Raw genomic sequence first — 24095 nt, 5'->3', positions numbered from 1 at the left:
TCTAGCTCGGCGTTGGCGAAGTAATCCGGATTGGAATTGAACACCTATTCTTTGCCGTCGTCGAGCATCACTTTCTTGCCATCGTCGTACTGTTGTACCACTACATTCTTTCCCTGAACCTGGCAGCGCGCGATGGCGTATGGAGAGAGTTCGGCGCCAAAGTCACTGTAGGCCCAGCGAACCAAGGATGCAGACATGATAATGAGTACTGGTATCATCGGTAGCGCTACCAGGATAGTGGAGGTCTGAACCGTTTTGAGGCCGCCAACGGATAGCAGTCCTATACCAACCAAGGCAAGCATAAGAGTCCACAAGATACGATTCCATCTGGCGGGCTCTTCATAACCGGTGAGTTCCTTGGTGCAGATCGATGCCAGCATGTAGGCGGAGGAATCTACGGTTGTGGCCAGAAACACGAAGCATAGCAGTGTGAATAACGGGATTACCAACCATGCTACTGGCAAGGTTTTCAAGATCGCTACGACTGTTGCTGGTATGCCATCGCTGCTCAGAATCGCCTGCAGATCGACTGCACCACTAAGCTGTAGGTCAATAGCATAACCGCCCCAGATTGCAAAGAAGGCCCAACAGCCGAGGGTACCCCAGACTACGCCGTTAACGATTATGTTCTTAATGGTACGACCGCGCGAGATACGTGCTACAAACAACCCCATCATAGGCGCGTAAGCGATCCACCAAGCCCAGTAAAAGATAGTCCAGCTCTCGGGGAAGCCACCCTTTGCCACTGGATCAGTCCAGAAGTTAATGCGGAAAAAATTATCTAAGAACAACCCTACACTGTTAGTCCAAAGGTTCAACAGAAAAATCGTTGGCCCCACAATCAAGACGAAAAACAGCAGCAGAAAACCTAGCGCCGCATTGATATTTGATAGCGTCTGAATTCCCTTGTTCAGACCGTTATAAACACTCCAGGCTATCATCGCGGTCCAGGCGGTCAGGATCCCCATCTGCAATCCAAACGAATCTGCCAGTCCGAACATCTCCTGAAAGAGGGCGGACACCAAAGGCACGGAAAGTCCCAGAGAGGTTCCCACACCACCGACTATCGAAAAGATCACAATGACGTCGATCAGCTTGCCGATAGGGCCGTCTACCGCTTTGCCAAGTATACCGCGGCAAGCCTCACTGAGGCGTAGTACATTGACCTTGCGTACGTAGAGAACATAAGCCATAGGCAGGGCAGGCATCAGATACAGCGCCCAGGGCACTACGCCCCAATGGAACATCGGATACATGGCGGCCCATTCGGCTGCCTCAGTGGTGCCGCCTTCGATACCTAAAGGCGGGCCTGAGAAGAGGTAGAGCGGTTCTACAAAAGCCCAGTTACAGATTGAGATGCCGATTCCTGCACAGAACAGCATAGAAATCCAAGGAACGGTCTTGAACTCCGGCTGCTCGTCGGGTGCGCCCATTTTGATCCGCCCCAGAGGACCGTATGCAAGCCAAACCATGAAAAGGAAACTGCCGATTCCGGTTAGTAAGTAGAGCCAACCGAAGGTGCCAGTGAACGAACTTAAAAGTCCATCAACAGCGGCTTTTCCCGCCTCCGGATATAAAGCAAGAGGAATGCTTGCAGCTAAAATAGCAATTAGCGAAGACCAGAAAATTCCCGGGTCGATCGTTAATTTTTTGTTTTTTTGAACGGTATTCATTACCTTTACCTCACACATAGTCCTTTAGGGAGGGGTACCTCAAGTTTTATTTGTTATTACTTGAGGTGATTATTACCGGCACTGTCAATTATTGATACCTTATATTTTTCTAATGTTTAAAAAATCGTTTCAATAAAAATGTGTGTGAACCGGTAGAAAAAAGCTACTGTTGTAATCGAATCAAGGCATCGGCAGCGACTGCACCTTTACCTTTAGGCCTGACCATCAAGGGGTTGATATCTAGTTCGGTAACACTGTCCCAGTGATCCATAGCAAAATCAGCTACGGCCATAATGGCATCTACTACAGCTTCCAAGTCGCCTTCTGGGCGGCCTCGAAAACCTCGCAGCAACGCGCTGCCTTTGAGTGATAGAACAGCCGTACTAGCTGCTTCACGGGTGATTGGTAGCAGCATAATTGCACTGTCGTTGAGCAGGTTGACCAGAATCCCGCCCGTACCAATAATCAATGCCAGTCCGAACTGTTCATCTCGTTTGAGGCCAATGATCAGCTCGCCAATAAAATCTGAAATCATAGGTTCGATTAGAAAGCGGGCATCGGCGAGCCCCTGTTCGGCTAAGCGGCCCGCCATTACCTCAACGGCGCTGGCCACGGCGCTGCCATCTTTAAGATTGAGCATGACGGCTCCAGCCTCGGTCTTGTGAGCCAGTCTGTCACTGACCCCTTTCATCACCACCGGGTAGCCAACTTCGTTCGCTGCTTCTACCACATCCGCTTTGCTTACACAGCGACCGCCAGGAAGTTGCAGGCCATAGCGGCCAACCAGTTGCTTAGAGGCCCACTCATCTAGCATCTTGCTCTCGCCTTCCACCAATAAAGGCCCGCGCAAAAGTAATTGCTCAGGGTCATCCATTGCGGCCACTTGACGGCGGCGCTCGCCATAACGCACAAGCCGTGCCAACGCTGCAACACCGTCTTTTAGGCTTTGCAATGGTGCAATACCAGCTTTTGCTAACCGCTGACGGGCGTTCTCCGGCATCAGCTCGCTGAGGTTAGAGATCACGGCGCAGGTCTTGGGGTGATTGGCATGAGCGGCAATTAAAGAATCAACCGCCACTTGCCATTCGTGATCGTCACCAATGCCCTGTTTGGGGAAGTCTAACGCTAATACGGTAACGTCATAGTCGCCCTCCATCATAATGCCAAATACCTCGGTACAGGCTTCAAGGTTGCCCCAAATCGAGGTGTTGTAGTCTAAGGGATTGGAAAGACTGGCAAAATCGGGCAGCCATTCACCTAGTTTTTGTTCCTGTACCTTGGATAAGCTTGGTAGCTGAAGCTTATAGTGATCCAGACTATCGGCTAGCATGGCGCTATCACCGCCGGAGCAGGTCAGCACGCTGATACGATCCCCTTTTGGAAGTTCGCACAGAGAAGCAATCTTCAGGGTTTCAAGCAGCTCAGACAAAGAGTGCACACGAAGGATGCCCAGCCTATCGAACATTGCTTGATACATATCATCAGAGCCCGCTAAGGAGCTGGTATGACTCATGGTCAGCTGGGTGCCGATCTCCGAAGTACCTGCCTTGAGCACTACTAGAGGAACGCCTTTCTCTAAAGCCTTCAAGGCAGCACGGCTGAACGTTTCAATATCTTTCAGCCCCTCGATATAAAAACCGATGGCGGTTACACGATCGTCTTCGAGCAGTGGTTCGATATAGTCGCCTGCGCCTAACACTGCCTGATTGCCAACGCTAATTACATGAGTGATTGAAAGTGAGCGGCCGTGCATGGTCAGATTCAGCGCTACATTACCACTTTGGCTGATAATAGCGACGCCTTTGTCGGTACGCTCACCAGAAAGGCGGTCCGGCCATAACGCGACACCGTTGGTAAAATTTAGCAAGCCATAGCAGTTGGGGCCCACTAATGCCATGTTTCCAGCCGCTTGTACCAGTGAGTCTTGTAGTTCATCGCCATTGTCGCCTACCTCAGCAAAGCCAGCTGCGTAACAAACCACACCGCCGCACCCACGTTTATTCAGGTCGGCGACGGCTTGAACCGTCAGCTTAGCGTTGATGGATACGAACGCTGCGTCAGGAGTGCCAGGTAAATCAGCAATACTGGCGAAACAGGGTATATCAGCAATTTCGGCGCACTTGGGATTAACCACCCATATTTCGCCATCAAAGCCGATGTCTCGAGTATTTTGGATGGGAAGTGCTAGGTTGGAACCGCCAATAAATACAATACTGCGTGGTGAAAACAGTCGTTGAAGATTTTCTTGTTTTGTCATGATTAGAAACCTTATAAGCCCAAAAAAAGAGTTAGGGCGCGCTCGTGCGTGCCCTAGGGGACTTACCAACCAGTGTAAATATCGAGGCCACGTTTCTTGATTTGGCCGCTGATAATGACACGTTGGATTTCTGAAGTGCCTTCCCAGATTCGGTCGACTCGGGTATCACGCCACAAACGCTCAACTGCTTGTTCACGCATATAACCGCGACCACCCAGAATTTGTACAGCCTTATCGCAAACTCGGCCCACCATTTCGGAACAATACAGCTTCAATGCTGCCGCTTTGGCGTGATTAAGCTTGCGATCGCTGGTTTGGTCAATTTCCCAGCTCAGTCGATAGAGCATAGATTTGGCGGCCATGATTTCGACACCCATATCAGCAAGCATGAATTCGATCGCTTGAAAGTTATTAATCGGTTGGCCAAATTGGATGCGTTCGGCGGCAAACTTGTTTGCTTCTTCAGCGGCTCGAATGGCACCACCAACGCAACGGGCGGCTATTCCTAGGCGTGCTTCAACAAACCAATCCTTGGTCATATCGTAGCCTTGGCCGATTTCGCCCAGAACTTTATCTTCTCCAACAATCACGTTGTTGAAGATGTACTCAGGGTGCTTGAACGCAAAATGGTGGGTATAAAGCGGTGTGCGTTTGAGCTCTACACCAGGCAGGTTCTTTTCAACAAAAAATACGGTGGGTTTGGTTGAATCACCATCTACGTGAGCATGTACTAGAATATAATCGGCAATGTCTCCGATGGTTACGAACCACTTCTCACCGTTGATTTTCCAGCCACCCTCGACCTTGTCTGCACGGGTCATGCACTGAGTCGGGTCAGAGCCGGCATCAGCTTCAGTAATCGCGTAGGCGTCGCGACGTTTGCCCTGACAAGTCGGGATTAAATATTCTTCTTTTTGGGCCTGTGTAGCGAAGCGCATGGGATAAGAGGGATACCAAAGTGCATCCCATATGGCGCCGGTGGCTTTGCCTAGTTGCTCGTTGAGAATGGTCTGTTCAAAGATACTGAAGCCTTGGCCGCCATCTTCCTTGCTGTGGTTTGGTGCGTTAAAGCCCCACGCCAATGTGGCATCAATAATCTTTTGATGGGTTTCACGGCTGATGCCATCATTTTCTTCACACTCCATCTCATGAGGGAAGAGAACAGTTTCGGTAAATTCTTTGGCTTTTGCCTGCAGTTCAAGATGCTCTTTGGAAAGATTAAAATCCATTGTAAAGTCTCCAGGGAATGTTAATGTTGCTGATTACGTGCCGTTTGTTTACGGGCCTAAACTCTTATTTACTCTACGCAGGAGTGCAATGGTGTGGTTGACCAAAAACGACATATTTATCGTGAAATACGACAATGAGCGGTATCGTTTTGTGGCGTAAAATCTATTCTGTCGTTTTGGTGCATTTTTATGACGATTTTGTGCAATAGGTATATCGGGCTTTGCGCTAAGGTGGTGGTAATGGAACAACTAATACAAAAATAACAGAGGGATTGAACAATATGTCAGTGTCTGTACATACCGAACACAGGGGCTCAGTGTTATTAATCACATTGAACAGACCTAAAGCTAATGCTATAGACTGCGCTACAAGTTTTGAGATTTATGAGGCCTTGGCTGAATTTGAGCAGAACCCTTCTCTTCAGGTTGCGATTATTACTGGAGCCGGTCAACGCTTCTTTTCAGCGGGTTGGGATCTTAAAGGTGCCGCTGCGGGGGAAGCGGTAGATGCTCACCACGGCCCTGGTGGTTTTGCTGGGCTGACCGAATTTTTCAGTCTGACCAAGCCTATTATTGCAGCGGTTAACGGCATGGCAGTTGGTGGTGGTTTTGAACTGGTTTTGGCCTGCGATTTAATCGTGGCAGCTGACCATGCTCAGTTCTTCCTACCCGAAGCTCAGATTGGTATTGCTCCTGATTCAGGTGGCGTGTTTCGTCTGCCCAAGCGATTGCCTCGAGCGATTGCCATGGAGATGCTACTAACGGGTAAGCGCCTGAGTGCAGAGGAGGCTCTGCGGTGGGGGCTAGTAAACGCTGTTGTTGCCCCGGACGAATTAATAGCGACCGCACTAGCGCTGGCCGAACGAGTCGCCGCAAGCGCCCCCTTGGCTCAACAGGGAATCATGGAACTAGTCTCTGCCGGAGAATCACTTTCCGTGCAGCAAGCGTTTGAACTTCAGCGTAGCGGATCGCTGCCAGCCTACAAACGCATGCTTCAATCACAGGATGCCGAAGAAGGCAGCAATGCTTTCGCCGAAGGCCGCCCCCCAATCTGGAAAGGGTGCTAAAAGGAAATAGGTTATGGAAAATATATTTAGATCTGATTTGTTTGCCGGTAAAACGGTTCTGGTAACCGGTGGCGGGAGCGGCATTGGCCTAGCAATAGCTCGTAATTTCGGCACTTTAGGGGCTCGGGTGGTGATTGCAGCGCGAGACCAGAAGCGATTGATTGAAGCGGGACAGAGCTTGCGTGAGGCTGGTATCGATGCGATCGAACTGGAAGTCAATATCCGTGATAGCGACTCTGTGGCAGGTCTGATAGAACAGCTGGAGCTGCAGGGAATTGGTATTGATGTATTGGTTAATAACGCTGGCGGACAATTTGCTGCGCCTGCACTAGAGCTCTCTGCCAATGGCTTTCGGTCGGTTATTGACCTTAACCTCACCGGCACTTTTCTTATGTGTCAGGCTTTTGCCCGGCACTGTATGAACCGCAAGCTACCTGGATGTATCATTAATATTGTTTTGTGCCAGGCCAACGGGCTGCCCGGTATGGCACACGCGGGTGCTGCCAGAGAAGGTGTCGTCAACTTAACCCGAACTCTAGCTTGGGAGTGGTCAAATCTTGGTATTCGAGTGAATGCCGTGGCACCAGGCACTATTAAGACTGAAGCATTGGATCAGTATGACCCAGTTGCGCTGCAGGAGGGCATCGACAAGCTACTGATAAAGCGCATGGGCTTACCCGAAGAAGTTGCTCAATCAGTAGCTTATTTAGCATCACCCGCCGCTGGTTTTATCACTGGCACATGTCTCGCTCTGGATGGAGGTGAACACTTGACAGGCGCGTCTCCGCAACGCTAATCAAAGGATGACTTTTATGCCCTGTTATGAGTTTGAAGGTTTGATTCCGGTGGTGCATCCTAGTGCTTATGTTCATCCCACAACAGTGCTGATCGGTGATGTGATTGTTGGCCCTAATGTTTACATTGCCCCGCTAGCATCTCTGCGTGGAGACTATGGCCGCTTAATATTAGAAGATGGTTCCAACCTTCAGGACAGTTGTGTGATGCATGGATATTGCGATACCGACACCGTTGTTGAGGCTAACGGCCATATTGGGCGCGGCGCAATTCTTCATGGCTGCATAGTAAGGCGTAATGCGCTAGTGGGTATGAATGCAGTAGTGATGGACGGTGCCATTATTGGTGAGGACAGCATCGTTGCCGCTGGCAGCTTTGTTAAGGCCGGTTTTAAAGGGGCACCCCGCCAGTTATTGGTAGGTTCGCCTGCCAACGTAATTCGTGAGGTCAGCGAACAGGATTTGCATTGGAAAGTCCTCAATACCCAAGAATATCAGGCGCTAGCTTGGCGATCGGCTGCGAGCATGAACGTGGTTTAGCCGCTGCTGGAAATGGAGGCGGACCGCCCTAGACTCAAAGGAGTAACCGTCGTACAACCCAAGGTGTAAGTCAGAACCAACATGGCGCATTTAAGAATTCTTTATACAGGCTAACGGTCTTCACTAGGGCTGCGAGCGAAATTTTTGCGGTAGCTTCGGGTGAAATGGGGAGCTGAATTGAATCCGCAGATGATTCTGATTTCAGAAATGCTTAAGCTGGACTCTTTTAGCAACTGTCGAGATCGTTCAAGCCGCAACTTCATGTAATAGCCAGAAGGTGAATCGTTCAGAAAACTGCGGAACAGGCGTTCCATCTGACGAACGGAAATGTGTGCGTATTTTGCCAGCTCTTCGGTGGACAAGGGCGACTCCAGATTTGCCTCCATCTTCTCCAACACTCGCAGAAGGCGTGGATGGTATATTTTGAGACGTGCGGATAAATCGATTCGTTGCTTGTCCGATTTCTGACGGATACCACTTTTTATAAACTGTTCACAAACCTTGATTGCGAGACCGTGGCCGAGCTCTTCCTGAATGATATAAAGCATCAGATCGATGGCCGAGGTTCCGCCGGCACAGGTGATCAGATTGTGATTCACTTCAAACAGCTCGTTGGTGAGTTCTAGTTCTGGGTAATCCTCCTGAAAGGAAGGTGCTGCTTCCCAGTGCAGGGCTATTTTGTGCTTTTTCAGAAGCCCAGCTGCAGCCAAAAGATAGCAGCCGGTGTCCATGGCACCTATTAATGATCCTCTCCGGTTGAGCTTTTTAAGCCAAGCAATGGTGTCATCCCGGATATAGTTTTTCGGATTAAAGCTAGAGCAGACAAAAATATTAAGGGGGAATGCGGCATCACAGATAGCAACCGTTTGTTGCAATGCCAGTAGGTTGCTCGCTGCTACCGGTGGTCCGTCCTCAGAAAGCAATTGCCAACGAAAAATCTCGCGGCCAGCAAAGCGATTGGCTACTCGCAGTGGCTCAATAGCAGACAGTAGGGCGACCATTGCGTATTCAGGTAATAGCAAAAAGGAAATGGTAAAGACACCGTCTTTATCAGGCTTCAGGATCATAGTAATAAACCAAATTTTTACTGAATACTATAACAGACAACGGAATATGTAAGTATCTACAATAGATAAATTTGTCCCCGAATTCAGGTTTTTAGGCTAAGTCCATTCAGTTATTTCCCATCTAGCTTACTCGCCAGAAAGCAGTGAGTATTAGAATGACCCCTGTCGTCAAATCCGTACAGTCAAACTTGGGAGATTTTAGTTACGCAGCTTGACGATAAAAGTCAAACCACATCTGTCTTGGCGATCTATAGCCTAAACCCTTTTGAATTCTCGTCTGATTGTAGTAGAGCTCGATATAGCCGATGATATCGTTGATCGCTGTAAACCTTGTTTTATAGTCCTGATGGTATACAAGCTCATTCTTTAAAGTACCCCAGAAGCTTTCTATCGGAGCATTGTCGAAACAATTGCCTTTACCACTCATTGAGCCCATAAACTGGTGCTGCTTAATGATTTTGTGATAGGCATGGCTACAGTATTGACTGCCTCTGTCAGAATGCACAATCAGTCCTTGGCTACGCCATTAATAAGCGCATGACAGCATACTAAGTCTGCTGTCATGCGCTTATTAATGGCGTAGCTGACCAGCTCTTTGGTATATAAGTCTTTAACTCCAGCTAAGTACAGCCAACCTTCAGCAGTCCAAATATAAGTGATGTCACTGACCCAAGACTCATTTGGACGCTTAGCATCAAACTTTTGATCCAGCACGTTTGGATAGACAAGCTTGTTATGATCGGAGTCAGTAGTGACTTTAAAGCGCTTATGGTGACGGCATTTGATGCCGTATTCCTCTTTGATACGTCTGACCATGTACAAGCTAATGTCATGGCCTTGCTCTATTAGCTTTGCATGCAGTCGATCAACACCATAACGTTCTTTAGTTTCACTATGAGCCGCTCTAACTAATAGCTCACAGTGGTTACGGTATATCTGCTGTTCACTAATCTCACGATTTATCCAGTCGTAATAGCTCGATGATTTTATGTTTAATACACGGCGCATGCAGGTAATACTAAAAAGGTGCTGGTTGTCTTTGATAAAGACGTACTTCATCAACTGGGCTTTGCGAAATACGCCGTGGCCTTTTTTAGTATCTCTCGTTTCTCTTCAACCACTTTAAGCTGCCGCTTGAGCTGCTTTATTTCCTGAATAGCTGCCATAAGCTCAGAATCATACTGCTCAGTTCATAAAAGCTTGCCTTGATTGGCTTTGTTATGCCAGTTCGATAGCGTTTGCATGGCGATGCCAAGCTGCTTTGCAGTAGCTGAAATATTGCCGTTATTATCTGCTATCTTCTTGACGGCTTCGGCTTTGAATTCTGCACTGTAGGTTCTGATTTTCTTGGTCATGGTAAACTCCTCATCGAGTCGTTAGTTTACCAAGTTTATCTCTACAGTTTCTTCAGCATAGCTCATTACACGCCATGTATTGTCTGACCGTCTTCGCAAATTGGTTGAATATGATGTTCTAAAGAAAGTAGCTTATCAGCAACGACCCCTACGTGAAGAATACAGACTGACAGAGCGTGGCCTGGATTTAAACTCTATCGTGTTAGCCCTAGTCAGTTGGGGAGATAAGCATATGGCTGACGAATGCGGGGCGCCGCTGCTACATAGACATAAGACATGTGGTCATATTATGCACCCTGTGACAGTATGTTCTGAGTGCTCTGAACCCATTACTGCGCGTTATATTGAGGTTGAGATAGGGCCTAAGTGGATCGGTAATGATGAGCTCAGTATATGAGGAGAGTGCTCTGCTAAAAAAACGCAAACCAAGGGAGTCGGCACACACTTCGAGCTAGCACTTACCTATGAACAATTACACAATTGAGACCATGGAGAATAAAACAAGTAGAAGTACAGGAGAGAGTATCTCTGAAGAGAGATAGAATCTTGACCAGTATTATTTACTCTTCGTTATTTGCAATAGATAGTTTCTCATCTGTAATCAGCATCATATGCACAAAAAACCGTAGTAGTGGTGAGTATTGCCATTTGTTCGTTTGCTCTCTATGGTCCTGACTAGCAATACCGATATGGAGAGCATTTTTCGACTCATTAGATTGCTGCTTAATGTCTTGATAGTCAGTAGATGACATAGTTTCCATCAACAAATCTTCGTTGCTACTCACCAGCCAACGTTTCAAAGGCAGCAATTTCTCAGCAATATCAATGAACCGCTGCAACTCTTTTTTATCTTCTTTTCTAAATGGTAGGTATGCTCTGCTAACAGACAGTTTTTCACGACATATCTCAATAAACCAAGTCCAATCAGTCCCTGACTTTTCTCGTAGACGGTAGGCATTACTTAACAAGAGTGATAGTAATCTTAAATCACTTTGGTATTGAATGTTTAGTGGACTCAGTACAGAGGTGTTTGAATCTGATAGCTTAACAAAGCGAGGTTTACCATGTTTGGTAGTGATGTTAGCAACCTCGCTTGCACGTTCTAATAGAACCTTTGCATCGTGAATAGAAATATTTGATAACTGGGCTGCTTTACTTAAAGGAGTCTCTTTATCATAGGTCTGTAGTAGCAGCTGTACTCGGTTTAGACCATAACGACCAAACAATTCATCAGTGGCTGGCGTATTGGTACTCAAGAGAAATTGCTTATCACGGCTTTCGATCGTAAATTTCGGTGACTTGCGTTTGCCCTCTATGATATTTTTAAATAACAGCTTACGTATACTAGGCATATTGATCATACCGTTATCATCAATGTCAGCATTATCATTGATCTTTCTTGGGCTAATTTTAGTAGATTTGGTAAGGTTGAATAGTGTTTGTTTAGGCAGTTTTATATTAGAGACGCTTAACGCATAAGTAGCCATTAGAGTAGCAAAGTGATTGTAATACTCAAAGCTACGCTCAGGCGATAAGTGCCCCATAATACCTGATAGAGCGTACCAGCGATCCTGTGCATCGATATGCTCTCCAAGTACACCTGTTTTTATACGCAGTACGTCGCTTTCGTCATAATCGGTGAGTGCCTCTACGAGATCTGAATGGCCTACTAGCGCTAAAGATAGGTTGCTCACTGCCGTATGCCTAAACCCATGAAAGGTATGCTCTGTCACGTTATCATCTACCGATATATCTTTTAAGACTCGTTTGAGTAACTGCAACGGAACATGGTCATCAATAGGGCGCTGATCTGATGATAAGGTAAAGATAAATTTGTTTGAACTCTCGCCAATATTACTCTGCACAAAGTTAATAAAAAGATTCAGCTCATCAGGCTTGAGGAGGGCAAATAAGGGAACGCGGCGAATACTACTTTGAGTCTTAGTTGGACGGTAGCTATTTGGCCTGATCACCACTGAGGGTGTGGCTGCCTTTAGACCTTCGATATCATTATACTTAAGTCCTAACAGCTCTTTTTTGCGCATCCCAGTACGATAGACTAAGATAAATAAAAGCGCGAACATCTCCTGCTCCAATATATCTACAGAACTTAGTATCTGCGTAATAATGGCTTGATACGCTTGCGGTGATATCAGCTCCGCACGTACACGCCGACCATTTTTGGACTGCTGGAAGTTCACAGAGGGAAGGTTGTATTTGCTCTTGGCAAAGTTGTGCATACTCTTTAATAAATTGGCAGAATATCCAATGTCAGTATTGTTTCGTACGACAGCTTTGTATTCTAAGATGTCTTCATAGAGCTCTTCAAACTCTTCCTCTGACCAAATATCAAGCGGCTGCGCTGTTGTGAAATATAACCATTCATAGCCTATGGTTCTGATATATTTCAAAATAGACTCATTACTAAGTGATTTTGACTCTTTTCGATTGAGTAAACTTAGCACCCAATCTAATAAAATCTTTTCACTTAAGTCATCGTATTGTTCATAGCGTTTTTGTATTCTTTCGATAAGAGTAGGCGGCTTTTTGCTGGTTTTTTTCTTTTTCTGTTCTTTATCCATTTTGAAGTCTTTAGTCAGATTCATAATTAAATCAGACTTTCTAACTTCTATCTTTTTGGTAGAAGTACTAGGTGTCACGTTTTGATTAACAGAGCTTTTGCTGATAGACAGCGTCAAAATATGTTCTAGATCATACGGCTCCTCTTTATACTGATATTTTCGGTTCAAAAACCGATCAAAGTCCTGCGTGCTCAGTCCAGCAGTATTATGCATACCTCGCAGTACCCCAACTGAAGCGTGATCAATATCAGCGCCCTCCAGCTCCTCCCAGTAATAACTGGCGTAATATAAAAATCTTGAAAATGGAAGTGGCTTAATACCCAAAGGCTTGATCACGTCAGACAAAGCCACGGTCAAATATTGTTTTATCTTATCTTCTGACAGCTTGGCAATGATATGTGTGGTCTCTACTTGACTACTTTTTGTATGATAATGCATCAGCCAACACTGACTGACCATATCTACAACGATTTGCTTGGTGTTATAAAGCTGGTCACTTTCTTCTTCTCGCTCGTTACCAAAGCGCTTTTGCACAAAACGCGGTGAGATTACTATCCTTTCTTTGATGAATGGCTGATACTCTTTGGCGAGCAATGAGATAAGCCACCCTTGAAGCATTTGTACCTCGTTGATGCCACCATATACAATTCCTGAGAATATCAACCAGCCTATAATCTGATCTTGGCTATAATCGGCTGTTTGCTCCCAATTATTCTCTACTGCGCGAATAATTTTGACCAGCGCCTTACCGTCTTTTAACCAAGCTGTATTTATAATTAGTGGATTGATTTTAGTAGGTTGTGGCGAAATTATCTTAGGATAGTGATGCTCAGCAAGCATATAGTGCTTATTTTGATAGTCAACGAACTTAACGACGACTTGCCAGACATGTTTGAGTGTTCTAGATGACTCGTAAGCTTTTGCAATTTTGCTTTCAATGATTAACTGAAACTCATCAAATCCCTCTTGAGACAATGGTCTTAATTGATTATAAAGCGCTCCCTGAAACTGGCTTAAAGATTGACTCCAAGATAGCCATGACAAATCAAAATAATCGCTAGAGCTTGGCAAAAATGAAAAGATGCGCTCATCGGGCCAAAGCGCTTGTTGGTAATATTTATCAAAAGATTTTATGAATCCGATACTTCCAGGATGAATCCTTTTCAACGACTCCCATTCGGTTTGTAAATCGGAGAGTAGCTGTATCTCACGTGTCCTTACCGTGTCACTGTCTTTGAGTATAGATGGGTAAGGCACGTAGCGCTTTTTTCTACCATCAAACTTTGCTAAGTCATTAATAATTTTTGGCAGCTGTATTTCATTTATTAGCATGGTCAACCTCTGCAGTGCTTGTGCCAACATGATTTGAATTAGGGTAATGGTTGATTGTGATATCTGATAACCCAAGCTGTGCTGCGATCTGTTCAAACACGGACGCCACACGCTTAATATCTGCTTTACTACTTGATGAGAAGCGCCCCAATACTTCTTGACGAGCTTCCTCATGACCAATAACCGTGTTAATCAGCGATAAGGAAACGCCAAGCTTTTCAAGCTGCGTACGAAAAAAGTGGCGTGTCCAGTAGGGATTGGCGTCAATGATGTGCTTGGTCATATGATAAGCATCGCCACGCTTAATGTCTTTAAGAGTAGGGGAGTTAGCAGTAGGAGCTCGCTCATACAACAGCTTTAATAGTGCTTCATCATTACCCAAACGGATATTATCAATGATAGCGCTGACTTCATGATGACTTTGGTGCTTTGCCTGATAATTAATCAAATACGCTCTATAGTCTGTTAGATGGCGTATAAGTGTAGGGCATAGCGGAATGAGACGATCACTTTTGACCTTCTTAACAGGTTTGTCATTGATGAGCAGCCAACCCATATCAAGATCGATATCGTACATCTTGCCAAGACCGTTATTTTGTCGCACGCCCGTTAAAAGGCAAAAGATAAACCATACAAAAATACTGGTTCTATTGAAGTGCTCCTCATCATTTAAACTTTGATCGGTCCAGTACCTCATCTCATTTACGATGTCGCAAACTGTTTTAATCTTTAGCGCAAACCCTGACCCCACTGTATATTTGCGCCAAGGGGTTATATAAGTTAAGTCAAAATCACTGTTGTTATTAAATATACTCAGTGCTGACTTATAGTGCGCAAGAAGTGCTTCGCTAGTGTGGCTACTATAGTACATTGCAGGAGCATGGGACGCAGGTGTGCGACAGATGATATCGGCGATGTGCGCATGGCAATTTGGCGTATAGCGAGAGAGCACGACATGTAGTGCGGTCTCTATACGATTGACGGACAGGTACGGCAATCCAAGGCTGCTACGTAAGGCGGCAAGATAAGCCGTAAAATCTTCTTTTAATGGCAACTCGCAAGCAAGTAAATCCTCTATCAGCCACAACGGCAGTGGAACTTTGATGGTATCAAAAGTATTTTCATAATCATTTTCGAGCAATGTTTGGCTTGTTGACCTTTCGGTAATACCTAAGCTGTGTTCGATGTAATACTTTTTACCTTTAATTTTGAAAATATTAGGATGACCGATATAGCCAGGTATTATTAAGGACTTAACTGGCAGTCCAGTAATCATAGATAACAATAAAATACCCGCACAGGTTTTATCAGTCTCTGACTCTGGTAAGGTGCTGGCGTCTTGGTTGAGTGCAGCAAATAACGCTTGATAGCCGGCAAGGGAGAGTAAGCGCGTGTTAGAGTTAAGCGCGAGATTGCGCTGAGACATGTAGTTCTGCTGTAGCGATAAATCTATAGTTTGGAGTGGTACAGAGTGTTTGATTAACGGGTTTGGATATTCGCCATAGCTGACATAAGGCACTTCATAGTGGTCAATACGCTCTTCAAAGCTGGTGGTTAACCCTTCATGGCTTTCAGTATTAGCTTCTAAAAATGCAAGATCTATGGCAATGGCGCTTTGTTCTATATCATCATGTGTGGCTCTCCATGCATCATTGCTAGGCGTGGTATTCCAGTTGTGACTCGTTGCAGTAGAGTCTAAGGGCAATCTTGATGTGTTATCTGCTAAGTTGATAGCTATAATTTTAATATGTTTAGGCGGCTTCTTATACTTAGGTCTAGGCTTGCGTGACGTATGCGCATTTTTATAGGCGGACGTTATTTTCTCTATTTGGCTCAGTTTGGCTTTTTCATCAGATTCATCTTTTTTTACTTTCTCACTTTTTTTCTGCTCTAATAGATCATTGAGGATGGTAGATATGTACTCTACACTTATGGTCATCTGAGGTAAATCGGGTAGTTCACGCCAAATCCATGTTCGTCTAGAAGATGATGAAAACTGAGCCTGTTTAAATTGCATCAGTATATCTTTAGTATCAGTTTTTCTATTGTGAACGATAAGTAGAGCTGCTGTGTGCATCGCTATGGATAACCAAACTAGTTGTTGCACTGCTTGACCTAACTGCCGTTTAATGACGATATCTTGCATTAGGATAAGCAGTTGCATCATCAATGGTTTTTGTGCCAAATCCTTACGATTGATTTGCATATACTGATCGGCAACTGGCCTTTTTTGTAGTGTTTGTATGACAGTTTCTGATAAATACTCAATCGCATTGTCATCTCGTTCATAACTACCATCTACTGTAGCAATAATGGTAGAGATAGCCTTTAAGACAGATTCTGGGCAAACAAGTGCTTTATTATTCTTTATATGAGCAATGGTCTGTGCCGACAGCCAGTGTTCTTCATTGAGAGAGGTATCATCGTTCTCAGTCATAAAACACCCTTAGAAGGTCGCTTGTAATAAGTTTGCTCACTTATATTTATAAGCCAACAAAATGTAGTAATAGCAAAAATATTTTTGCCAAATAATTTTTGGTTTATCTCTTGATCCAAGATCTGATTTAGCTGCGAGTAAACAAGCCTGAGATCTATTGTCTTTTTATGTTGAGCAATGAGATTGATAAGCTCGTAAAAACTGATGTCAAAATTAAACTGATTTTTTGATATATATTTCACGGCTACTTCTTTTCTTAATACATCAAAATCAATATAAGGGCTTTTTGCTATATGAAATAACCCAAAGTTATTGAGCAAGAACCACTTTTCCTCCTCTTTTATAAAGCAGGTAAGTTTTGAGCAAGCATTACTTTGCTCAAGTTCGATAGCCTGGCTATTCAGAAGTGGTCTGATATGGCAGGTATAAATATCAAACAGACTAATGATTTCTGGATATATAAGCACATTGAGTGTTTGTAGCTTAGCGATCGATAGTGATTTCATATCTTTCCCACTAAGATATCGAGTTGATGACTTGGTCGTTACATCCCGTGTATTGACCTCCACTAATAATTTACGAGTATTAGTAAACAATTGAAAGCCAATTTGTGAGGTTTTAGGACAAAGACTTAAATTAAGCGACAGCTAATGACGTCTTGCTACGTTTCTAAGCTTTTGTGGACAAAATTGATGAAAATTTTATTCATAGACTGAGAGTCTTAATGCTAAGGATTTAGAGGGTATTTATAACGAGATAAGAAAGCTAAAAGGTTTTACTAAACTGGTAAGAAAAGTGTTTTATATGGCTTTGAGACACCATGTGGCTTTGGTTTTTGTGATGCTATTTGCCAGCTATTAGGTGATAGTGCGTGCTATTCATTAGTACTTATTGGTTGAATAAAGTCTTTGAAACGTTGGCACAATCATAGAGTTTGCCTCATTAAAATAGCGCCCATTGCAGGCGCTATTTTTATTTCATTTTTATGAGGCAAGATTAAGAGTGCTTAGTGCTAAATCTAGTAATATGACAGCTAGCTTTTAGTACACAACTGTTTCTAATAATTGGCTTTAATTTGTGTTTCTATGAAATTAGCCGCAACAGTATTGTACAGGTCACAATCGACCACATCGGCCGTAAAGTCCGTATCAGTATTTTCTGTAACACCTTTTTGATAGAAATCAGAATCATAGACCAAACCATTGTACTCAACAGCAGCTACAATATTGCCATCCTCATCAGTATATCTAGCAGCTGACAGTTCGTTATTACGACCAACTTTTTCTTCAACGAGATTTTTGACCACGTTGTCTTGTTTTTGTTCGGCGATCCATTCATCAATAGTGATTTCTTCTCTAGAAGCTTGCTGATAAAAATAATAATAGGACTGAGATGGTGTTTCCTGAAAAATATAACATTGAGAGCCGGTAGGGAAGGCAATATTGTCTGGGAAATAGTCATAGTCTAAGACAGTGCTAATGCCTGTGTCAGCATTATTGGCTAACTTCTTGATACCGCTAAGGTCTAAAGTTTCGATATCATAAACACTATCAATGGCTGCATTATCGGTCTGAATTCTTGATTCAAAGCTGTCACTATCAGTAAATTTTAGCTTGTAGAATCGGTTGTCAAACTCATCACTCACTTTTATGAATACTTTATTGCCAACATAGTAGTTTGAGTTATTTCCCTCATCATCTCTGCTGTTTTGATAGGCAGTAGCCGAGCTGCCCACAACGGTAGAGATGGTTTCTGTAAAGCCACTATTACTAAATTTGTAGGCAAGCTTGCCCCAGCCCTCTATATACTCATCATTTGACACATCCGTAAAAGCATCGAATACGGTGTAATTCAGCTCATTATTGATGATAGGGCCAGTGTTGTCACTGTTGCCTACTATATATTCACCGTCGTCATCACCGCCGCACCCTGTGAGCAATAAAGCACTGGTCAATGCGATACTGGCATATAGTTTGTTTATTTTCATATTGTTACCTATCGTTAGTTTCGCGTAAGAAAGTAATCATAGTTAAAGGTATGATAAATTGCAAAACAAAATTTCAGTTTTAACACTGTCGCTACAATTACTATGCACCTTATAGAGTGAGAATATTTAAATTATTAAAAAATTTCCAACTCTCAAGTAGCAGTGTCTTGAGTCTTATCCGAAACAGTAATGTACGCTATACTCCCAAGCAAAACCAGTTCATCAAACTATAAAGACTCACCATAACAACCAGCAATTTTCCAGCGCTTTAAGGAATAACAAATGCCTGCCAGTACCACTAATAATATTAGCAAAATCAATCAAGACGACATCAACAAAGCCGTATGGAATGCCTGTGACACCTTCCGTGGAGTGATCAGCGCCGATACCTATAAAGACTTTATCTTAACCATGCTGTTCCTTAAGTATTTGTCTGACGTTTACCGTGATGAGTACAACAAGCTGGTCGAGCAGTTTGGCGACAACCCCGAACTGATCCATGCCATGATGTCCAAGCAGCGTTTTGTGTTGCCTGAAGGTGCAAGCTTTTGGGACTTATACGAGCAGCGTCATCAGCCGGGCAATGGTCAACGGATTGACGAGGCGCTACATGCGATTGAGGAAGCTAACGGTACCAAGCTCAAAAACGTCTTTCAAGATATTAGTTTTAACACTGATAAACTCGGTCAAGAAAAGCAAAAGAATGAGCTACTCCGCCATTTATTAGAAGACTTTGGCAAAGATATTCTGAACCTCTCTGCTGAGCGTGTCGGTAGCTTGGACGTGATTGGTAATGCTTATGAATACTTAATTAAGCACTTTGCCGCCAGTAGTGGCGCGACGGCTGGTGAGTTCTATACGCCGCCCGAAGTATCTAACTTACTAGCGACTATCCTTGAGCCTGTCGAGGGGGATGAAATCTGTGATCCTGCTTGCGGTTCGGGGTCGCTACTCATTAAATGCGGGGCGATGGTACGCAAAAACTCAAATTCTAAGAAGTATGCGCTATACGGTCAAGAAGCCATTGGCTCGACATGGGCACTGGCCAAGATGAATATGTTCCTACACGGTGAGGACAACCACCGTATCGAGTGGGGCGATACCATCCGTAATCCGCTGCTACTTGATAAAGACAGCAAGCACTTATTACAGTTCGATGTGGTGACGGCCAACCCGCCGTTTTCATTGGATAAATGGGGTCATGAAGATGCCAGTAGCGATCCCTATGGTCGCTTCCATCGTGGTGTACCGCCCAAGACCAAGGGCGACTATGCCTTTATCAGTCATATGATCGAAACGCTCAAGCCTGCTACTGGTCGTATGGGCGTGGTCGTACCGCATGGCGTGCTGTTCCGTGCGTCAAGTGAAGGTAAAATCCGTCAGCAACTGATAGAAGAAAACCTGCTTGATACGGTGATTGGCTTACCTGAAAAGCTGTTCTTTGGGACAGGGATTCCAGCGGCTATTTTACTGTTTAAAAAGAATAAAACCGATGACACCGTACTGTTTATCGATGCCAGTAATGAGTTTAAATCAGGTAAAAACCAAAACCAGCTCACTGAGGAGAATATTGCTAAAGTCATTGAGACGTATAAGGCGCGGGAAAGTGTCGATAAATACGCGTATCTAGCTAGCTTTGATGAAATTAAAGAAAATGACTTTAACCTAAACATTCCACGTTATGTCGATACCTTTGAGGAAGAGGCGGAAATCGATTTGGATGCGGTGCGTAGTGAGCGTCTTGAATTAAAAGCTGAATTGGATAAATTAGAGACTGAGATGGCAGGGTTTTTAAAGGAGTTGGGTTATGGTGCCTAATGGTTGGGAGGTAAAAAAGCTAGAAAGTTTAGCATCTGTTGAAAGAGGAAAGTTCTCTGCACGACCGAGAAATGACCCAAAATACTATGGCGGTGAAATTCCATTTGTTCAAACTGGTGATATTGCAGGCTCAAAAACATACTTAAAATCCTACAGTCAGACTTTAAATGAAGAAGGATTAAAGGTTAGTCGTTTATTTCCAAAAAATACAATTCTCATAACTATTGCAGCAAATATTGGTGATGTTGCAATTACTTCGTTTGATGTTGCCTGTCCTGATAGTTTAGTAGCTATTCAGGCTAAAGAAAGCATGGATGTTGTTTGGTTGTATTTCTATTTAGAGACGTGTCAGCAAGAGCTGGATGGACAAGCGACACAGAATGCCCAAAAAAATATTAACTTACAGGTATTAAGACCGCTTAAGATTCTTACTCCACCTCTCCCAGAACAACAAAAAATCGCCAACATCTTATCTACTTGGGATAAAGCGATTGGCACGACTGAACGTTTGATTGATAATAGCACCCAGCAGAAAAAAGCCTTGATGCAGCAATTGCTAACGGGTAAAAAGCGTTTGCTTGATAAGTCGGGGAAAAGGTTTGAGGGTGAGTGGGAGGAGGTGAAACTGCAGTCTGTCCTAGATCTAATGAGAAGTGGACTTTCACGGAAACTAGAAAACGAGAATGTAGGGATTGCTGTAATTAGATCAAATAATATGGGTTCAAAATATACTAATAATGTAGATTTGAAATATTGGTACTTAGATGATCCTCAAGGTGCCAATGTATCTAACTACATACTTGATGATGGCGATCTTTTAGTAAACTTTATAAACAGTCTAAGTCAAATTGGTAAAGCTTGTATATACAGAAAAAATCTAGACGTAGATGCGATTTATACTACAAACATTTTACGTATTAAGCCCAATACTGATAAAGTTGATCCTATCTACTTATATCTGCTTACTCAAACTGCTAATTATGATTCATATATTACTTCAATCACCAAACCTGCTGTCAATCAGGCAAGCTTTACTACTAAAGAGTTTGGAAATCTAAAATTCAATTTGCCATCACTTAAAGAACAACAAAAAATCGCCACTGTCTTAACCAATGCCGATAAAGAAATTGAGTTACTTGAGCAGCAATTGGCTGATTTGCAGCAAGAGAAAAAGGCGTTGATGCAGGTGTTGTTAACAGGTAAGAAGCGGGTGGTGGTTGATGGGGAGAGCTTATGATGATTCGTACTTTCCATCCTGTTGGGCAAGGTGCTTTTTATTCAGAGCGTCATAATGCTTTGAACATTGTTTATGATTGTGGAACTATGGCACCACGGAAAGCAAGAGCGGTAGTTGAGGATGCGTTCAAAGACGAAGTAATAGATGTTCTTTTCATATCACATTTCGATAAAGACCATATTTCATCCATACCTGATTTGAAAAATTCAGCTCAGAAAATTAGAGCAGTAGTTCTTCCCCTTTTGAATAATCAACAGAGAAATTTTTTACTAAATTTTTATAGCAGTTTTTCAGCAGATTTGGTAAATATAATTACTAACCCTGAATCTTATTTCGGCTCTGACACTAATATTATTAGGGTTCGAGCTACAACTATTACTACCAATGTTGACAGACGATTTGAAGATCGTGACTTAAGAGAGTTAATAAATAACAATTCGAACGAGTCGATTGAAATTGAAAGCGGTACTCCTTTGACTATTACATCAACTGCTGGTATTGAGCCAATACGATGGTGTTTTGTTCCTTATAATTACGAAGATAAAATACGTAGAATTGAAGTAGATAGAGAGTTAAATAAAGTAGGTATCAGTACAAGCAAATTGATGAATGATCCTAACTATACTCTTAGCAATTTAGCAAATACTACTCTCAAAAATAAGATAAAAAATATTTACGATAAGCTGCAAGGGAAAATTAATGAGAATTCTATGCTGCTATATTCAGGTCCAGATTTATCCAACAATCTGAGAAAATGTCAGTACTGTCATTTATCTCATCATAAAATATTACTTATCAATTCAAAATTTTGCTACACATGCCTTTGTATGTCTGGCTGCATTTATACAGGTGATAGTGACTTCAAATGCTTTAAATTAAAAGATATTTACGCAGGCTATGTTGACCATGTCGATGTTATTCAAATACCACATCATGGATCAAAGTATGATTTCGATCTGCAAGCGCTTGAAGGTTTTAGTAGAACGATTATGCCTGTTTCTCATAGAACTACTTCAAGCAAACATCCTGATGCAGAAGTTGTTAAAGAGTTGACTATAAACGGATTTCATGTAATTTCCATTAATGAAAATACGAATTCTGAATTTAGACAGTTTATTTAGTTGATCACTCTACTTGTCTAGTGGAGTAACAAGAGATCTGCCCAAGATTGCTCTGAAGATAAACAAGCAGATACAGCGTAGAGTTAGATTTGCTACCCTGATGACACAATATTAAATACTCAATTGCTTACCCTATTACTCAATGAGTTCAGCTATGAATATTAACTCCAGCATCAACTTTCAAGAAGAATTCAGCTCAAAAATCCCTGCCTTAATCTTGCTCACCACGCTGGGCTACGAGTTCATTCCGCCAAATCAATGCAACGCCATGCGCTCAAAAGTGGCTTTAAATAAAGCCACAAACCAAGTCGTATTACTGCCGATCATGCGTGCGTTTTTAGCCAAGCAAACTTTTACGTTTGAAGGTAAGCCTTATCATTTATCAGACAGTGCCATTGATAAGATCATGCATGAACTAAACCCAGCGATGAATCTAGGGTTGCAGGCTGCAAATGAGGCGCTTTATAACGCCATGCTGTATGGCGTGACCGTGACTGAGTTCATCGATGGTAAAAAAACCTCGCAGACTATCGCTCTGATAGATTGGAATAATATCGATAATAATAGCTTTCACGTGACCGAAGAGCTGGTAGTACTCAATAGCGAGGGTACGAGTAGTCGTAGACCTGATATCGTCTGCTTTGTAAATGGTCTACCGCTGGCAGTGATCGAAGCCAAACGCCCTGATTCGAGTAGAGAGTGGCAATCGACCAATGCTCAAGCGGTGTCCCAGCATATTCGCAATCAACATCAAAAAGAAATCCCGCATCTATTTGCCTATAGCCAGTTATTACTGGCCATCAATGGTAATGACGGTTTGTATGCCACTTGCGGCACGCCTGAGAAGTTTTGGGCAAAGTGGGTCGAAGAAGAGATCTCTGAGCCTGAGTTTCATCGTTTAAAGAACCAAGCGCTCAGTCCTAAGCAGATTGAGAATTTGTTTGATTATCGTCCTGTCTCTATAAAAGATGAATATAAATCATTGATTGCTGGCGGTGATCTAGCCGTCACCGACCAAGACCGCTTAATCATCAGTCTTTTGCAGCCTGAGCGTTTGCTTGAGATGACGCGTATGTTTACCTTGTTTGATAAAAAGGCTGGCAAAATTGTTGCCCGTTATCAGCAAGTCTTTGGTATAAAAGCCTTGATTGAACGTATCAGTACCTTTGACGAAAATGGAAGTCGTGAGGGCGGTGTCATTTGGCATACCACAGGCAGTGGTAAATCTTTCACTATGGTGTTTTTCTCCAAAGCTTTGATTTGGTTAGAGGAGCTCGCGAAGTGCCGTGTTATTGTCGTCACCGATCGTGTCGATCTGGAAACCCAGCTTAGTCAAACCTTTGCTTCTGGTGGTGTACTTAGTGATCGCGATAAATCCGACGCTATGGCAACCTCTGGTCGCCGCTTAGCACAGCAAATCGGTCACGGTAACGAGCGCGTTATTTTCTCTATCATTAATAAGTTTGGCTCGGCAGTTAAATACGATGAGTGCTATAACGCCAGCCCAAACATCATCGTCATGGTCGATGAAGGTCACCGTAGCCAAAATGGTGAGAATAATATCCGTATGGCGCAAGCCCTGCCAAACGCTGCCTTTAT

General features: G+C 43.5%; 16 protein-coding genes and 1 pseudogene. 8 read left to right on the top strand and 9 right to left on the bottom strand.

The features are described from left to right. Positions 1 to 44: 44 nt before the first annotated feature. From ACQKCP_RS08845 to ACQKCP_RS08835, 3 genes are all read right to left on the bottom strand, one after another. On the bottom strand, positions 45 to 1673 hold the full coding sequence (locus ACQKCP_RS08845) for a BCCT family transporter (RefSeq protein ID WP_427612058.1): 1629 nt from the start codon (positions 1671 to 1673) through the stop codon (positions 45 to 47). 163 nt (positions 1674 to 1836) lie between these two features. After that, positions 1837 to 3930, bottom strand: coding sequence for an acetate--CoA ligase family protein (locus tag ACQKCP_RS08840; protein WP_427612057.1), 2094 nt, complete (start codon positions 3928 to 3930; stop codon positions 1837 to 1839). Between the two features lie 62 nt (positions 3931 to 3992). Next, the gene (locus ACQKCP_RS08835) at positions 3993 to 5159 is read right to left on the bottom strand and encodes an acyl-CoA dehydrogenase family protein (protein WP_427612056.1); all 1167 of its coding nucleotides are present in this window, start codon (positions 5157 to 5159) and stop codon (positions 3993 to 3995) included. 281 nt (positions 5160 to 5440) lie between these two features. On the opposite strand from ACQKCP_RS08835, the gene ACQKCP_RS08830 reads away from it, so the two are divergent. From ACQKCP_RS08830 to caiE, 3 genes are read left to right on the top strand one after another with little or no spacing between them, the layout of a single operon-like run. Beyond that, complete coding sequence (locus ACQKCP_RS08830) at positions 5441 to 6226, top strand: enoyl-CoA hydratase-related protein (protein ID WP_427612055.1); 786 nt, start codon at positions 5441 to 5443, stop codon at positions 6224 to 6226. Between the two features lie 13 nt (positions 6227 to 6239). Continuing rightward, a complete protein-coding gene (locus tag ACQKCP_RS08825) occupies positions 6240 to 7022 on the top strand; it encodes an SDR family oxidoreductase (protein ID WP_427612054.1) in 783 nt (260 codons plus the stop codon). Between the two features lie 7 nt (positions 7023 to 7029). Continuing rightward, on the top strand, positions 7030 to 7560 hold the full coding sequence (caiE, locus tag ACQKCP_RS08820) for a carnitine operon protein CaiE (RefSeq protein ID WP_427612053.1): 531 nt from the start codon (positions 7030 to 7032) through the stop codon (positions 7558 to 7560). A 110-nt stretch (positions 7561 to 7670) separates the two neighbouring features. On the opposite strand, the gene ACQKCP_RS08815 is transcribed toward caiE, so the two are convergent. Beyond that, a complete protein-coding gene (locus ACQKCP_RS08815; protein WP_427612052.1) occupies positions 7671 to 8627 on the bottom strand; it encodes a GlxA family transcriptional regulator in 957 nt (318 codons plus the stop codon). A 202-nt stretch (positions 8628 to 8829) separates the two neighbouring features. Beyond that, a pseudogene (locus ACQKCP_RS08810) lies at positions 8830 to 9982 on the bottom strand (IS3 family transposase). Between the two features lie 64 nt (positions 9983 to 10046). Between ACQKCP_RS08810 and ACQKCP_RS08805 the strand changes: the two are divergent. Continuing rightward, a complete protein-coding gene (locus ACQKCP_RS08805) occupies positions 10047 to 10379 on the top strand; it encodes a winged helix-turn-helix transcriptional regulator (protein ID WP_427612347.1) in 333 nt (110 codons plus the stop codon). A gap of 163 nt (positions 10380 to 10542) precedes the next feature. Here ACQKCP_RS08805 and ACQKCP_RS08800 read toward each other — a convergent pair whose 3' ends face one another. From ACQKCP_RS08800 to ACQKCP_RS08785, 4 genes are all read right to left on the bottom strand, one after another. After that, positions 10543 to 13896 carry a tyrosine-type recombinase/integrase gene (locus ACQKCP_RS08800; RefSeq protein ID WP_427612051.1) on the bottom strand — a complete coding sequence of 1118 codons (3354 nt, stop codon included), beginning with the start codon at positions 13894 to 13896 and terminating at the stop codon, positions 10543 to 10545. Next, on the bottom strand, positions 13883 to 16333 hold the full coding sequence (locus ACQKCP_RS08795; RefSeq protein ID WP_427612050.1) for a hypothetical protein: 2451 nt from the start codon (positions 16331 to 16333) through the stop codon (positions 13883 to 13885). The genes ACQKCP_RS08800 and ACQKCP_RS08795 overlap by 14 nt, the downstream gene beginning before the upstream one ends. Further along, positions 16330 to 16839: a hypothetical protein gene (locus tag ACQKCP_RS08790; RefSeq protein WP_427612049.1), complete on the bottom strand. Its 510-nt coding sequence runs from the start codon at positions 16837 to 16839 to the stop codon at positions 16330 to 16332. Before ACQKCP_RS08790 ends, ACQKCP_RS08795 begins: the two co-directional genes overlap by 4 nt. 551 nt (positions 16840 to 17390) lie before the next feature. Beyond that, positions 17391 to 18320, bottom strand: coding sequence for a hypothetical protein (locus ACQKCP_RS08785; protein ID WP_427612048.1), 930 nt, complete (start codon positions 18318 to 18320; stop codon positions 17391 to 17393). Between the two features lie 282 nt (positions 18321 to 18602). Between ACQKCP_RS08785 and ACQKCP_RS08780 the strand changes: the two genes are divergently transcribed. From ACQKCP_RS08780 to ACQKCP_RS08765, 4 genes are all read left to right on the top strand, one after another. Next, positions 18603 to 20138, top strand: coding sequence for a type I restriction-modification system subunit M (locus ACQKCP_RS08780; protein WP_427612047.1), 1536 nt, complete (start codon positions 18603 to 18605; stop codon positions 20136 to 20138). Further along, complete coding sequence (locus ACQKCP_RS08775; RefSeq protein ID WP_427612046.1) at positions 20128 to 21375, top strand: restriction endonuclease subunit S; 1248 nt, start codon at positions 20128 to 20130, stop codon at positions 21373 to 21375. The genes ACQKCP_RS08780 and ACQKCP_RS08775 overlap by 11 nt, the downstream gene beginning before the upstream one ends. Then, entirely contained in the window at positions 21372 to 22496 is a 1125-nt protein-coding gene (locus tag ACQKCP_RS08770; RefSeq protein ID WP_427612045.1) for a hypothetical protein, read from the top strand. The genes ACQKCP_RS08775 and ACQKCP_RS08770 overlap by 4 nt, the downstream gene beginning before the upstream one ends. Positions 22497 to 22650: 154 nt before the next feature. Continuing rightward, positions 22651 to 24095: type I restriction endonuclease (locus ACQKCP_RS08765; protein WP_427612044.1), on the top strand; the 1445-nt coding region annotated here is incomplete at its 3' end.

This window comes from Psychrobacter sp. NPDC078631, from assembly GCF_050268165.1.
In the GTDB taxonomy this organism is placed as follows: Bacteria; Pseudomonadota; Gammaproteobacteria; order Pseudomonadales; family Moraxellaceae; genus Psychrobacter.
The sequence above is the reverse complement of the archived record's forward strand: the minus strand, read 5'-3'. Positions and strand labels throughout refer to the sequence as shown.